The organism is Jannaschia marina (assembly GCF_013404595.1).
Lineage (GTDB): Bacteria > Pseudomonadota > Alphaproteobacteria > Rhodobacterales > Rhodobacteraceae > Jannaschia > Jannaschia marina.
This window is the reverse complement of sequence record NZ_JABVAX010000006.1, coordinates 161,507-174,873: the sequence shown is the minus strand read 5'-3', so window position 1 is coordinate 174,873 and position 13,367 is coordinate 161,507. Positions and strand designations below refer to the sequence as shown.

Annotated in this window: 11 protein-coding genes; 9 read left to right on the top strand and 2 right to left on the bottom strand. The window is 68.6% G+C overall.

Annotation, left to right across the window (positions count from 1 at the left end; translation table 11 throughout):
- Positions 1 to 16 precede the first annotated feature (16 nt).
- The 4 genes from HSX43_RS12405 (at position 17) to HSX43_RS12390 (ending at position 5,377) form a co-directional block, all read left to right on the top strand.
- Positions 17 to 1,168, top strand: coding sequence for an MFS transporter (locus HSX43_RS12405; protein WP_179380452.1), 1,152 nt, complete (start codon positions 17 to 19; stop codon positions 1,166 to 1,168).
- A 108-nt stretch (positions 1,169 to 1,276) separates the two neighbouring features.
- On the top strand, positions 1,277 to 4,135 hold the full coding sequence (gene uvrA, locus HSX43_RS12400) for an excinuclease ABC subunit UvrA (protein ID WP_179380483.1): 2,859 nt from the start codon (positions 1,277 to 1,279) through the stop codon (positions 4,133 to 4,135).
- Between the two features lies 1 nt (position 4,136).
- Positions 4,137 to 4,475: a hypothetical protein gene (locus HSX43_RS12395; RefSeq protein WP_179380451.1), complete on the top strand. Its 339-nt coding sequence runs from the start codon at positions 4,137 to 4,139 to the stop codon at positions 4,473 to 4,475.
- An 83-nt stretch (positions 4,476 to 4,558) separates the two neighbouring features.
- Positions 4,559 to 5,377 (top strand): alpha/beta hydrolase family esterase, encoded by an 819-nt coding sequence (locus HSX43_RS12390; protein ID WP_179380450.1) that lies wholly within the window; start codon positions 4,559 to 4,561, stop codon positions 5,375 to 5,377.
- Here the strand turns inward: HSX43_RS12390 and HSX43_RS12385 are convergent.
- Together HSX43_RS12385 and HSX43_RS12380 are read right to left on the bottom strand one after the other, a co-directional pair.
- Positions 5,374 to 5,739 (bottom strand): hypothetical protein, encoded by a 366-nt coding sequence (locus tag HSX43_RS12385; RefSeq protein ID WP_179380449.1) that lies wholly within the window; start codon positions 5,737 to 5,739, stop codon positions 5,374 to 5,376. The two genes, HSX43_RS12390 and HSX43_RS12385, sit on opposite strands and share 4 nt — an antisense overlap.
- A complete protein-coding gene (locus HSX43_RS12380; RefSeq protein WP_179380448.1) occupies positions 5,736 to 6,890 on the bottom strand; it encodes a cytochrome P450 in 1,155 nt (384 codons plus the stop codon). The genes HSX43_RS12385 and HSX43_RS12380 overlap by 4 nt, the downstream gene beginning before the upstream one ends.
- 73 nt (positions 6,891 to 6,963) lie before the next feature.
- Between HSX43_RS12380 and HSX43_RS12375 the strand changes: the two genes are divergently transcribed.
- The 5 genes from HSX43_RS12375 to HSX43_RS12355 all read left to right on the top strand — a co-directional run bounded on the left by HSX43_RS12375 (position 6,964) and on the right by HSX43_RS12355 (position 13,343).
- A complete protein-coding gene (locus HSX43_RS12375; protein ID WP_179380447.1) occupies positions 6,964 to 8,625 on the top strand; it encodes a sensor histidine kinase in 1,662 nt (553 codons plus the stop codon).
- Positions 8,622 to 9,842 (top strand): sigma-54-dependent transcriptional regulator, encoded by a 1,221-nt coding sequence (locus HSX43_RS12370; RefSeq protein WP_179380446.1) that lies wholly within the window; start codon positions 8,622 to 8,624, stop codon positions 9,840 to 9,842. Before HSX43_RS12375 ends, HSX43_RS12370 begins: the two co-directional genes overlap by 4 nt.
- Positions 9,843 to 10,054: 212 nt before the next feature.
- Positions 10,055 to 11,056 carry a DctP family TRAP transporter solute-binding subunit gene (locus HSX43_RS12365; RefSeq protein WP_179380445.1) on the top strand — a complete coding sequence of 334 codons (1,002 nt, stop codon included), beginning with the start codon at positions 10,055 to 10,057 and terminating at the stop codon, positions 11,054 to 11,056.
- Between the two features lie 70 nt (positions 11,057 to 11,126).
- Positions 11,127 to 11,903, top strand: coding sequence for a TRAP transporter small permease (locus HSX43_RS12360; RefSeq protein WP_179380444.1), 777 nt, complete (start codon positions 11,127 to 11,129; stop codon positions 11,901 to 11,903).
- A 3-nt stretch (positions 11,904 to 11,906) separates the two neighbouring features.
- A complete protein-coding gene (locus HSX43_RS12355) occupies positions 11,907 to 13,343 on the top strand; it encodes a TRAP transporter large permease (RefSeq protein WP_179380443.1) in 1,437 nt (478 codons plus the stop codon).
- Positions 13,344 to 13,367: the final 24 nt, after the last annotated feature.

The window sequence follows — 13,367 nt, the reverse complement described above, 5'->3', positions numbered from 1 at the left end:
GTGCCATCGCAGGGCCATGAAACGCACGCGTTGGGGCCTCGTGGCCCTCATCTTCTTCGGCGGCCTGCTCGCGGCGGCGCAGTTCGGCAAGATCGCCCTGACCCTGCCCGACATGGCGACGGCCTTCGAGCGACCCGTCGCCGCCGTCTCGGTGCTCGTCTCGCTCGTCGGTGTCATCGGGCTCCTCCTCGGGCCGATGGCGGGAGGGCTTGCGGCGGGCGTCGGCATCGGGCGGACGTTCCTGCTCGGTCTCGTGCTCGGGGCGGCGATGTCGCTCGTGCAGGCGCTGATGCCGCCGTTCTGGCTCTTCTCGGTCACGCGCGCGGTCGAGGGCCTGGCGCATCTCGCCCTCGTCGTCGCCGGGCCGCCGCTGATGGCGGGTGCTGCGTCGGATCGCGACCGCCCGCTCGTCATGGGGCTCTGGGCGGTGTTCTTCGGCGCGTCGCTCGCGCTCTCGGCGCAGATCTTCCCGGGCGTGCTGGCGCGCGGGGGTCTGCCGCTCCTCTTCGCGCTCCACGGGGCGCTACTGCTCGCGCTTGCCGCCGTGCTCTGGCGGGTCGTGCCGCGGCAGCCGGTGCGGCGCGTGGTACTGAACCCGGTGGCCGTGCACCGGGAGATCTACGGCTCGATCCGATACATGGCCCCGGCGCTCGGCTTCGTCTGTTACACCTTCCTTTTCGTCGCGGGCATCGCCTTCCTGCCGGACGCGCTCGGCCGTCCGTCGCTGGCGACCGTGCTGCCGGTCGTGACCCTTCTGTCGACGCTGGCCGGTGGTGCGCTCTGCAGCCGCTTCGCGCCCCATCACGTCGGCGCGGTGGGCTACCTCGGCACGGCGCTCGGCGCGGTCGGGACACTTCTGGGACTGCCGCTGGCGGTGGAGGGATGCTTCCTCGCGATGGGCCTCATCCCCGGTGCGAGCTTTGCCGCGATTCCGGCGTGGAACACGGGCCCCGGGGACCGGGCGCGGGCGACGGGGGCGATTGCACAGCTGGGGAATGTCGGCACGGTTTCGGGCACGCCGGTCTTCGCGCTCGTCTTCGCCGGGGCGGGGACGGTCGGGCTCTTGTGGCTCACAGTCGCGGCGGCGGTGCTGGGGCTTTGTGCGGTTCTGGCCGCAGGGCGTGCGGCCTCTGGAAGGGCGGCGTTGGACGTGGTAAACGTTCCCTGAATGTTCCGGGCGGAATCGCCCACGCAATTGCGCCGGGACGATTGCAACGGGGCCGCCGGTCCCTATGTCGTGACCTTGCAGTACATCGCAGAGCCGTCCGGGGGCGAAATGGCCGATCAGAAGTTCATCGAAGTCCGCGGCGCGCGGGAGCACAACCTCAAGGGCGTGGACGTCGACATCCCCCGCGATCAGCTCGTGGTCATCACCGGCCTGTCGGGGTCGGGAAAGTCCAGCCTCGCCTTCGACACGATCTACGCCGAGGGCCAGCGGCGCTATGTCGAGAGCCTGTCGGCCTACGCGCGGCAGTTCCTCGACATGATGCAGAAGCCCGATGTCGATCACATCTCGGGCCTCTCCCCCGCCATCTCCATCGAGCAGAAGACGACGTCGAAGAACCCGCGCTCCACCGTCGGCACCGTCACCGAGATCTACGACTACCTGCGCCTTCTCTTCGCCCGCGCCGGCACGCCCTATAGCCCCGCCACCGGGGAGCCGATCACCGCGCAGCAGGTGCAGGACATGGTGGATCGCGTCATGGCGATGGAGGAAGGGACGCGCGGCTATCTGCTCGCGCCCATCGTGCGTGACCGGAAGGGCGAGTACCGCAAGGAGATGCTGGAGCTCAGGAAGCAGGGCTTCCAGCGCGTCAAGGTCGACGGGGAGTTCCACGACCTCGACACGCCGCCGACGCTCGACAAGAAATTCCGCCACGACATCGACGTCGTCGTCGACCGCATCGTCGTGCGCGAGGGGCTGGAGACCCGGCTGGCCGACAGCTTCCGCACCGCCCTCGACCTCGCCGATGGCATCGCCATCCTCGAGACCGCGCCGAAGGAGGGCGAGGCGGAGCGGATCACATTCTCGGAAAAGTTCGCCTGCCCGGTGTCGGGCTTCACCATCCCCGAGATCGAGCCGCGGCTGTTCTCGTTCAACGCACCCTTCGGGGCCTGTCCCAAGTGCGACGGCCTGGGGCACGAGCTGTTCTTCGACGAGCGCCTTGTCGTGCCCGATGTGACGCTGCCCTTGGCCAAGGGGGCCATCGCGCCGTGGAACAAGGGCAAGAGCCCCTACTTTCTCCAGACCATCGAGGCCATCGCCAAGCATTACGGCTTCGATCAGAAGAAGGCGTGGAAGGATCTGCCTGAAAAGGTGCAGCAGGTCTTCCTGCGCGGCTCGGGCGAGGAGAAGATCAAGTTCCGCTATGACGAGGGCGGGCGCATCTACGAGGTGACGCGCGTCTTCGAGGGCGTGATCCCGAACATGGAGCGCCGCTACCGCGAGACGGACTCCAGCTGGGTGCGCGAGGAATTCGAGCGCTACCAGAACAACCGCCCCTGCGGGGCCTGCGGCGGCTACCGGCTGCGTCCCGAGGCTCTGGCCGTCAAGATCGACATGAAGCACGTCGGGCAAGTCGTTGAAATGTCTATCGGCGAGGCGCTTGAGTGGTGCGATGCCGTACCCGCGGCCTTGTCGAAGCAGAACAACGAGATCGCCCGCGCCATCCTGAAGGAGATCCGGGAGCGACTCGGGTTCCTCAACAACGTCGGCCTGCAGTACCTGACGCTCAGCCGCAACGCCGGCACGCTTTCGGGCGGGGAGAGCCAGCGCATCCGCCTGGCCTCCCAGATCGGTTCGGGCCTGACGGGCGTGCTCTATGTCCTCGACGAGCCCTCCATCGGCCTGCACCAGCGCGACAACGACCGCCTGCTGACGACGCTCAAGAACCTGCGCGACCAGGGCAACACCGTCATCGTGGTCGAGCATGACGAGGAGGCCATCCGCGAGGCCGATTACGTCTACGACATCGGCCCGGGTGCGGGTGTCCATGGCGGGACCGTGGTGGCCCATGGCACGCCGGCGGAGTTGCAGGCGACGGCCAAGTCGATCACCGCCGACTACCTCTCCGGGCGGCGCGAGATCGCGGTGCCGGCGAAGCGCCGGAAGGGCAATCGCAAGAAGGTCTCGGTCGTGAAGGCGACGGGCAACAACCTCAAGGGGCTGACGGTCGATTATCCGCTGGGCAAGTTCGTGGCCGTCACCGGCGTATCGGGCGGCGGCAAGTCGACCCTGACCATCGAAACGCTCTTCAAGACCGCCTCCATGAAGCTCAACGGCGCACGGCAGACGCCCGCCCCCTGCGAGACGGTCAAGGGGCTCGAACACCTCGACAAGGTCATCGACATCGACCAGCGTCCCATCGGACGCACCCCGCGCTCGAACCCCGCGACCTACGTGGGGGCCTTCACGCCCATCCGCGATTGGTTCGCAGGCCTGCCGGAGTCGAAGACCCGCGGCTACAAGCCCGGCCGGTTCAGCTTCAACGTGAAGGGCGGGCGCTGCGAGGCCTGCCAGGGGGACGGCGTCATCAAGATCGAGATGCACTTCCTGCCCGACGTCTACGTCGAATGCGAGACCTGCAAGGGCAAGCGCTACAACCGCGAGACGCTGGAGATCAAGTTCAAGGGCAAGAGCATCGCCGACGTGCTCGACATGACCGTCGAGGACGCACAGGAGTTCTTCAAGGCCGTCCCCTCGATCCGCGAGAAGATGGATGCGCTGATGCGCGTGGGTCTTGGCTACATCAAGGTCGGCCAGCAGGCGACGACGCTCTCGGGCGGTGAAGCCCAGCGGGTGAAGTTGTCGAAGGAATTGTCGAAGCGGTCGACGGGTCGCACGCTCTACATCCTGGACGAGCCGACGACCGGCCTGCATTTCGAAGACGTGCGCAAACTCCTCGAAGTGCTGCACGAACTGGTCGAGGCGGGGAACACGGTCGTCGTGATCGAACACAACCTCGACGTGGTGAAGACCGCCGATCATGTCATCGACATCGGCCCCGAGGGCGGCGACGGCGGCGGCACCCTCGTTGCCACCGGCACGCCGGAAGAAATCGCCGAGGTCGAGGAGAGCCACACCGGCCGCTACCTCAAGCCGATGCTGGCCGCGCGGAAGGTGGCGGCGGAGTAGGGTGCGCGGCCTCACCCTTCTGCTTGCCGTGCCGACCGTGGCGACAGCGGATTTCCCGGAGCCCTGGCGGATGGAGGGCGCACGGGCGTTTGCAGAATGCGCGGCGGTCTATGCCCTGCTGGAACCGGAGGAGCCCGATAAGGCGCTCGAAGCGACTTTTGCGAGGGCGGCCGATCGCGCGCGCGGGGTGGTCGAGGCGTTCCACGGTGCCAGCCTCGCAGACAGGCTGATCGCCGAGGCCCGGACCGATTGGGCGACGCGGGAGGATAGTCTTGCGGAGCGAACCGAGCTTGCGCGCCTTCTGACCGTCTGCAACGGGGCCCTGCCGGCCGAGGAGTGACCCGCACGGGAACGTGAGGCACATCGCTCTGGCCATATGCGGGCAGCTTGCGACAGGGTCGCGACGAAGACCGGAGACCGACGATGCGCCGACTGCTTGCCCTTCTCACCCTTCTCGCCGGTGCGCCGGCTCTCGCGCAGGAGATGCCCTGCGGTCCCGATGCGCCCTGCGAGATCGAAACGGGATCCTATCACCTCGTCGTCCCTGCGGGCTGGGACGGAGAGGCACCTCTGCCGGCGCTCATCTTCTACCACGGGCATCGCGGCTCCGGAGCGCAGGTTTTCCGTTCCCAGGGCCTGCGTGAGAGCTTCGCGGACGCAGGATACCTCCTGATCGCGCCGAACGGGGTGCGGCCCGAAGGTCAGGATTACTTCACGAACCCGGCGCGGGAAGGCGCGCCCCGCGACGAGGTGGCGTTCACCCTTGCGATCCTCGACGACGTTGCCGCGCGCCTGCCGCTCGACCGGGCGCGCGTCTTTGCCAGCGGCTTCTCGGCGGGGGGGTCGATGGCCTGGCTGATGGCCTGTGAGGCAGGCGAACATCTGGCGGGCATGGTTTCGGTCGCGGGGGCCCTGCGGCGGCCGAACCCGACGGGCTGCGCGGGGCTCGAAGGCCTGCCGGTGATGCAGGTGCACGGCTTCGCCGACGCGCAGGTGCCCTTCGAGGGCCGCGCGATCCGCGATTGGCACCAGGGGTCGGTCTGGGAGGCGCTGGCGCGGGCGCGGGAGCGAAACGGCTGCCGGTCGAACCCCGATGAGATCACCCTGACCGAGGGGTTCCGACTTCGGGACTGGGACGCATCCTGCAGCGGCGGTCGCGTGCGCCTCGCGTTACACGACGGCGGGCACGGGCTGCCGCGCGGCTGGACTGAGCTGGCGCGCAGGTTCCTGGAGGGCGGCTAGACCTGCTCCAGCGCGACGATCGAGGTGTCGCTTTGCCGGCGTGGGAAGTAGCCCGTCGGGTAGGGCGGGACGAAGCTCCACAACAGGCAGAAGACGACGACCGCGAAGGTCCAGACCGAAGGTTGGCTCGACGACATCGGGTCGAGCGCGGCGGCGAGGGCCAGCGCCTCCTCCACGTGACCCCTGGGCACCAGAAGCCGGATCCCGCTGTCGCCGAGCGTGAAGCTGCTGGCGGTCACGCCGGCGTTCGGCAGATCGGGCAAAAGCGGCACCTCGGCAGCGTCGAAGGCTGCCTGCAGAAGCGCGAGTTCGCCTGCCCCGTAGACATGGCCGATGCAGATGAGGTTGTCCTGTCGGGTCATGCCACCTCCAGCGTTTCGAGGCCGTGGAAGTGGTAGATGTCTGCGTAGCGCGGCGGCGCGGTCACCTGCAGGTCCGGTCTGCGCTCGGTCAGCACGCGCAGCCCATGCAGGAGTTCGAGCCGTGCGAGCGGGGCCCCGATGCAGAAGTGCAGCCCCGCGCCGAAACTCGTAGAGACGGGAGCCTCGGGGAAGCGCGCGGGATCGAAGCGGTCGGGTGCGGCATAGGCGGCCGGATCGCGGTTCGCGGCCCCGAGGAGGAGGCCGACCCGCTCGCCACGGGCGAAGCGATGGTCGAAGACCTCCAGATCCTCCAGCGCATAGCGGGTGAACATGTGCAGTGGCGGATCGTGACGCAGCACCTCCTCCACCAGCTCCGGCGTGACCTCCGCACCCCAAAGCCCGGCGCGGACGAGCCCGGCGACGCCGTTGCCGAGCGTGTGCACCGTGGCCTCGTGTCCCGCGTTCAGGAGCAGGATGCAGGTCGCCGTGACCTCCTCCTGAGAGAGCTTGCCGTCCTCCGCCACCGTCAGGAGTTGCGCGATCAGGCCGTCCGGCGCGGGGGCGCGGAAGATGTCGTGCAGGTAGGCCGTGAACTCGGTCGCGGCGGTCGCAGCGGCGACCTCGTCGGCGTGAGTCCGGCGCGCCTGGTACATCCCGACCATAGCGTTCGACCAGTCGAGAAGGTGCGGCGCATCCGCCTCGGGCACGCCGAGGAGCCGGGCGATCACGCGGACGGGCAGGGGGCGGGCGAAGGCATCGAGCAGGTCGAAGGGCCCCTCGGGGAAGTCGTCCACGAGCGCATGGGCCAGCGCTTCGATCTCGGGCGCGAGGGCGTTCACCCGGCGCGAGGTGAAGGCGCGGAGCACCTGCGCGCGCAGTCGCGTGTGGCGCGGCGGCTCCAGCTCCAGCATGGAATGGTCCTCGACGGACCAGAACCCCGCCTGATGCGCCGGGCGCGGGGGCGGAAACGGGTTCTCGCGCCCGAAGCGCCGGTCGCGCAGGAGGGCGGAGACGGTCGCGTGATCGCTCGCCACGGGCATTTCGTAGTCGACCCAGTCCGCCAGTGGCCCGGCGGCGCGCAGGCGGTCGTAGAAGGGATAAGGGTCCTGCACGAAGGCGGGATCGGTCGGGGATTGCTCGAAACGCTGCATGGGGGATCGGTGGCCTTGCCGTCGGCAGAGGTCAAGGCTTGGCCCTGCCGCGCCGGGCCCGTAACCTGCGCCCATGCACCGCCTCGTCCTCATCCTCGTGACTCTCTGCGCCGCGCTGGCGATGGCCGGGACCGTCTGGTGGGCGACGCTCGGCACCGCGCTCCACGCGCTCGAGGCCAAGGGCCGGTCGGACCTGAGTCTGGCCGCCGACCGCCTGCGGCTGGAATTGCAACGCTCGCGCGATCTGGCCGTTCTGCTGGCCGGGGATCCGGGGATCTCGGCGGCGGTGGCGCGCCCCTCGCTCGCGCGGTTCCCGTCCTGGCGGCTGCAGGGCTATGCCGACCGGTCCGGGGCCTCGGACGTGCTGTTGCTGCGTGGCGCGGGGCAGGTGATCGGCTCGGCCTCGGGCCGGATGGGCGACCTCTCGGAGGCGGTCTGGATGGCGCGCACGCGGCAGGGCGCGCTCGGTGTCGGCCCGATGCCCGCCGGCCCGGTCTTCGGCGGCCGGGTCTTCGCCCATGCCGCGCCGACCTTCGACACGGACGGAAAGGTGAGCGGTGCCGTTGCCGTGACGCGCGACCTTGCCACGCTGGAACGCGGCTGGCGGGGCGACCCGCAGGCGATCTACTTTACCGACGCCGTGGGGCATGTCGTCGTCTCCAACCGCGAGGAACTTCTGGGCGGACCGCCGCCACAGACCCTCGCCCCGATCCACGGGCTCGACATCCGGCGCACGGAATCAGGCCGCTACATCCCGCGCGATGCGCTCCACCTGGAACTGCCGCAACCGACGCTGGGCCTGACCGCCGAGATCCTGCTCGACACGGCTCCGGCCCGGGCGCTGGCGCAGGCGCGGGGGCTTGCCGCCGGGGCCGCGCTTCTGGCGCTCGGCGGTCTCCTCGTCTTCCTCTGGGAGCGGCGGCGCGTGCTGGCCCGCGCGAACGCCATGCTCGAGGCCCGCGTCGCCGAACGCACCGCCGCGCTGACCGAGGAAGTGCGCGAACGGCGGGAGGCCGAGGCGGCCCTGACCCGCGCGCAGGCCGACCTCGTGCAGGCGGGCAAGCTCTCGGCGCTCGGGCAGCTGGCCGCCGGCATCAGCCATGAACTCAACCAGCCGCTCATGGCGATCCGCAGTTTCGCGCAGAACGGAGCCACGTTCCTCGAGCGGGGCAATACGGCGGCGGCGGGCAAGAACCTCACGCGCATCGGCGATCTGGCCGGGCGGATGGGTCGCATCATCCGGAACCTCTCGGCCTTCGCCCGGTCCGAGCCGCAGCCGGCGGTGGAGACGGACCTCGGCGCGGTCATCGACGCCGCCCTCGAAATGACCGAGGCACGCGCCGCCGCCGCCGGCGTCGAGGTCCGCGTAACACGGCCCGACGCGCCGGTGCTGGCCATGGCGGGCGAGGTGCGGATGGGGCAGGTGCTAGTCAACCTGATCGGCAACGCGATCGACGCCATGGCCGTGGCCGAGACGCGGCACCTGACGATCACGCTGACCGACGGGCCGCCGACGCTCACCGTGGCCGACACGGGGCCGGGGCTCGAAAACCCGGAGGCGATCTTCGACCCGTTCTATACCACCAAGGAGGTGGGGGCCGGCCTCGGCCTTGGCCTGTCGCTGAGTTACGGGATCGTGCAGGGCTTCGGCGGCGAGATCCGGGGGCGCAACACCGAGGAGGGCGCGGCCTTCACTGTCACCCTGCCGCCGGTCGCAGCGGAGGCGGCGGCATGACCGACGTCCTGCTGGTCGAGGACGACCTGAGCGTGCGCGATGCTCTGTCGCAGACGCTGGAGCTTGCCGACCTCAGCGTCGTCACCGCCGGCAGTTTCCTCGCTGCCGAGCCGCGGCTGACGCGGGAACTGACGGGCATCGTCGTGAGCGACATCCGGATGCCGGGGCGTGACGGGTTTCACCTCCTGTCGCATGCGCGAGCGGCGGACCCGGACCTGCCGGTGATCCTCCTGACCGGCGAGGGGGACGTGCCGACGGCGGTGCGCGGCATGTCGGAGGGGGCCTTCGCCTTCCTCGAGAAACCCTGCGATCCGGACGAACTGGTCGAGACGGTGCGCCGCGCGCTGGCGTTCCGCCGCGCGACGCTGGAAGCCCGGACGGCCAAGGGCGCGATGGAGGGCGGCGACGCTGCGGCGCGTATCCTGCGCGGGGTCTCGCCGCAGGCCCGCACCATGCGCGACCGGGCGCGGGCCGTCGCGCGGGGGACGGGGGCCGTCCTCGTGCACGGGGAGCCGGGCTCCGGCACCTCGAAGGTGGCGGAGGTGATCCACATGCTCTCGCCGCGCGCGGGCGGGCCGTTCGTCAAGCGATCGGCACCGGCGCTCGATGCCGGGACGTTGACCGAGGCGATTGCGCTGGCGGAAGGCGGAAGCCTCTTCATCGACCACATCGACGCGCTGCCGGCGGCCTTGCAGCACCGCCTGCCGGAGGACGGCGAGGTGCGCCTGCTGACGGCTACGAACCGGGAGCCGGACACGCTCGCGCAGGTGCTTGACGCCGAACTCTACTATCGGCTCGAGGCCCTGCGTGTGCATATCGCGCCCCTGCGCGATCGGCCGGGGGATATTCCGGTCCTGTTTCAGCACTACCTCGGCCTTGCCTGCGAGCAGGCCGACCTGCCGGTGCCCGACGTGCCGCCCGACGTGCAGGCGCGGCTGATGGCGCGGGATTGGCCCGGCAATGCGCGGGGATTGATGAACCACGCCATGCGCTATGCGATGGGCCTGCCCGACGACGAGGGCGGCAGCGGCGGAGTCGCCCGAGCGGGCCTGGCGGACAGGATGCGCGCGGTCGAACGGTCGATCCTGATCGAGACGCTGACGCGACACCGGGGGCAGGCCACGCTCGCCGCGCAGGACCTCGATCTGCCGCGCAAGACCTTCTACGACAAGCTGACCCGGCACGGCCTGCGGGCCGAGGATTATCGCGTCGAGTGAAGCGCTTATGGGCTGTGCGGATTTTCGCACAGATAGCGCTCGCGCCGCGTGTGGAATCCCGCACTGGCATCCGTCGAAACGTTAAGGTAGGGTTATAAATTATTGAAAAATAAATATTTTCTTTGTATTCTCATTTCCGCTTTACCCCGACCGGACCGATGCTAACGTTTTGCCCAAGCGCCGGGAGCCGGTGCGATCAAGGGAGAGTATCAATGAAATATCTGACCACTGCCGCCACGGCGCTGGCCCTGTCCGTGACCGCGACCACAGCCGTTCACGCCGCCTGTGACGACGGAGAGATCGTCGTCAAGTTCGCCCACGTGACCAACACCGACCGCCACCCCAAGGGCCTTGCCGCTTCGCTCTTCCAGGAGCGGGTGAACGAGGAGATGAACGGGACGATGTGCGTCGAGGTCTTCCCGAACTCGACGCTCTACAACGATGACCAGGTGCTCGAGGCGATGCTGCAGGGCGACGTGCAGATGGCCGCGCCGTCGCTGTCGAAGTTCGAGCCCTTCACCAAGGTCTTCCAGGTCTTCGACCTGCCGTTTCTCTTTGCCGACATCGACGCCGTAGACGCCTTCCAGGCCTCCGAGACCGGCGAGGAGATGAAGGACTCTATGCAGCGCCGCGGCCTGCAGGGCCTTGCCTTCTGGCACAACGGCCTGAAGCAGATGTCGGCCAATGTGCCGCTCACCCTGCCGTCGGATGCCGAGGGTCTGAAGTTCCGCGTTCAGCCGTCGGACGTGATCGTCGCCCAGATGGAGGCGATCGGCGTCTCGCCGCAGCCCATGGCCTTCTCCGAGGTCTACGGCGCGCTCCAGCAGGGCGTCGTCGACGGCCAGGAGAACACCTGGTCCAACATCTTCGGCCAGAAGTTCTTCGAGGTGCAGGACGGCACGACCGAGACGAACCACGGCGTTCTCGACTACCTCGTCGTCACCTCGGTCGACTTCCTCGACAGCCTGGAGCCCGAGGTCCGCGACCAGATGATCGCGATCCTCGATGAGGTCACGGCCGAGCGGAACGCCGCCGTGGGCGAGGTCGACGCCGAGGCGCGGCAGGCCGTGCTCGACAACGGTGGCGTCATCCGGGAGCTGACCGACGAGCAGCGCCAGGCCTGGGTCGATGCGATGAAGCCCGTCTGGGACCAGTTCGCCGACGGCATCGGCCAGGAGGTGATCGACGCCGCGGTCGCCGCCGGCAACAGCTGATCGCCACATCGCTCTGATGTCCGGTCGGGCCGCCCATCGCGGCCCGGCCATTTGAAAGGGGAGGGGATCCATGGCTGCGCGCTATGTACCGAAGGGCCGGCTGGGCCGCGCCGTCCACGCGTTCGAGGAGACCGCCATCGCCGTCCTTCTGGGGCTGATGACGCTTCTGACCTTCGTGAATGTCGTGCTGCGCTACGTGTTCAACCAGTCGGTCATCTGGTCGCTTGAGGTGATCCTGATCCTCTTCGCCTGGCTCGTGATCTTCGGGGTGAGCTATGCCTTCAAGATCACCGCCCATCTCGGCGTCGACGCGCTGACCAACATCCTGCCGCAGCGGGGCCGGCGCATCTGCGCGCTCCTGGCCTGCGCGGTAACCATAACTTACGCCTTCCTCCTCCTGAAGGGCTCCTGGGACTACTGGGCTCCCTATGCCGCGCTCCAGCGGACCTCCGGCACCTGGTTCCCGACCGGCTTCGAACAGACCCGCGATCAGGCCTGGTACGTGACCGATCAGGTGCCGCCGATGCGCTGGCTCTTCGGCTGGCTCGAGCCGCTCATCAACCAGGGGGAGGAATACGAGAAGCTTCCCCGGGTCATTCCCTACATCATCCTGCCGCTCGGCTCGGCGCTGATCCTCTTCCGCGTGATTCAGGCGACGGTCGCCATCGCCCGTGGCGACCGGCAGGCCCTCATCGTCAGCCACGAGGCCGAGGACGACGTGGCCGAGGCCGCCCGCACGCTCGAAGCCGGTGAGGTCGCCCCGGTCGCACCGACCCGCAAGCCCATCATCGAGGCCGCCCCCTACGAGACGGTCGCGCCCCGCCTCGACCCGAACCGGAAGGTATGAACCATGGAAGTCGTCCTCCTCTTCGTGATGATCATCGGCCTGCTTCTGCTGGGCGTGCCGATCGCGGTCGCCCTGGGCTTCAGCTCGATCTTTTTCCTGCTGGCCTTCTCCGACACCTCGCTCGGCTCCATCGCGCAGTCGTTCTACCAGGCGATGGCCGGGCACTATACACTGCTCGCGATCCCGTTCTTCATCCTCGCGTCGAGTTTCATGTCGACGGGGGGCGTGGCGCGGCGGATCATCCGCTTCTCCATCGCCTGCGTCGGGCACCTGCGCGGGGGGCTCGCCATCGCGGGCGTCTTCGCCTGCATGATGTTCGCCGCCCTCTCGGGCTCTTCGCCGGCGACCGTCGTCGCCATCGGTACCATCGTCATCGCGGCCATGCGGCAGGCGGGCTACACAAAGGAGTTCGCGGCGGGCGTCATCTGCAACGCGGGCACGCTCGGCATCTTGATTCCGCCGTCGATCGTCATGGTCGTCTATGCCTCGGCGACCGACGTCTCGGTCGGGCGCATGTTCCTCGCCGGCGTCATCCCCGGGCTGCTCGCCGGCCTGATGCTGATGGTCACGATCTACGTGATCGCGGTGAAACGGAACATGCCCAAGGGCGAGTTCGTCGGCTGGGGCGAGGTGGGCGCGTCCTTCCGCGACGCTTTCTGGGGGCTGATGCTCATCGCGATCATCATGCTGGGCATCTATGGCATTCCCGGTGTGACGGGGGCGATCTTCACGCCGACCGAGGCCGCTGCCGTCGCCTCCGTCTATGCCTTCGTGGTGGCGATGTTCGTCTATCGCGACATCGGCCCGCTCGCCGCGAAACCGGCACAGGCGGTCGGCGCGGCGGTCGTCGACGGCCACGCGCCCGAGGGTACGCCCAAGTCGCTCCTCAGCCACCCGCAGGCGCTTCTGACGGCCTTCTTCCACCGCGACACGCGCGACACGCTCCTCGATGCGGGCAAGCTGACGATCACGCTGATGTTCATCATCGCCAACGCGCTGATCCTCAAGCACGTCCTCACCGACGAGCAGATCCCCCAGTCGATCGCGAATGCGATGCTCTCGGCGGGTCTCGGGCCGATCACCTTCCTGATCGTGGTGAACGTGATCCTGCTGATCGGTGGGCAGTTCATGGAGCCCTCGGGCCTTCTGGTGATCGTCGCGCCGCTGGTCTTCCCGATCGCGATCGAACTCGGGATCGACCCGATCCACCTCGGGATCATCATGGTCGTGAACATGGAGATCGGTATGATCACGCCGCCTGTGGGTCTCAACCTCTTCGTGACCTCGGGCGTGGCCGGAATGTCGATGATGGCGGTCGTCCGCGCGGCCCTGCCGTTCCTCGCGGTGCTCTTCGTCTTCCTCATCATGGTGACCTACATCCCGGCGATCTCGCTCTGGTTGCCGACATCGGTGATGGGGCCGGAACTGGTCATCAAATAGAGAAAGGGCGGGCCTTTGGGCCCG

Coding starts and splice junctions, on each gene's coding strand:
- HSX43_RS12405 (WP_179380452.1), top strand. CDS start 17: ATGAAACGCACGCGTTGGGGCCTCGTGGCCCTCATCTTCTTCGGCGGC.
- uvrA (WP_179380483.1), top strand. CDS start 1,277: ATGGCCGATCAGAAGTTCATCGAAGTCCGCGGCGCGCGGGAGCACAAC.
- HSX43_RS12390 (WP_179380450.1), top strand. CDS start 4,559: ATGCGCCGACTGCTTGCCCTTCTCACCCTTCTCGCCGGTGCGCCGGCT.
- HSX43_RS12385 (WP_179380449.1), bottom strand. CDS start 5,739: ATGACCCGACAGGACAACCTCATCTGCATCGGCCATGTCTACGGGGCA.
- HSX43_RS12380 (WP_179380448.1), bottom strand. CDS start 6,890: ATGCAGCGTTTCGAGCAATCCCCGACCGATCCCGCCTTCGTGCAGGAC.
- HSX43_RS12375 (WP_179380447.1), top strand. CDS start 6,964: ATGCACCGCCTCGTCCTCATCCTCGTGACTCTCTGCGCCGCGCTGGCG.
- HSX43_RS12370 (WP_179380446.1), top strand. CDS start 8,622: ATGACCGACGTCCTGCTGGTCGAGGACGACCTGAGCGTGCGCGATGCT.
- HSX43_RS12365 (WP_179380445.1), top strand. CDS start 10,055: ATGAAATATCTGACCACTGCCGCCACGGCGCTGGCCCTGTCCGTGACC.
- HSX43_RS12360 (WP_179380444.1), top strand. CDS start 11,127: ATGGCTGCGCGCTATGTACCGAAGGGCCGGCTGGGCCGCGCCGTCCAC.
- HSX43_RS12355 (WP_179380443.1), top strand. CDS start 11,907: ATGGAAGTCGTCCTCCTCTTCGTGATGATCATCGGCCTGCTTCTGCTG.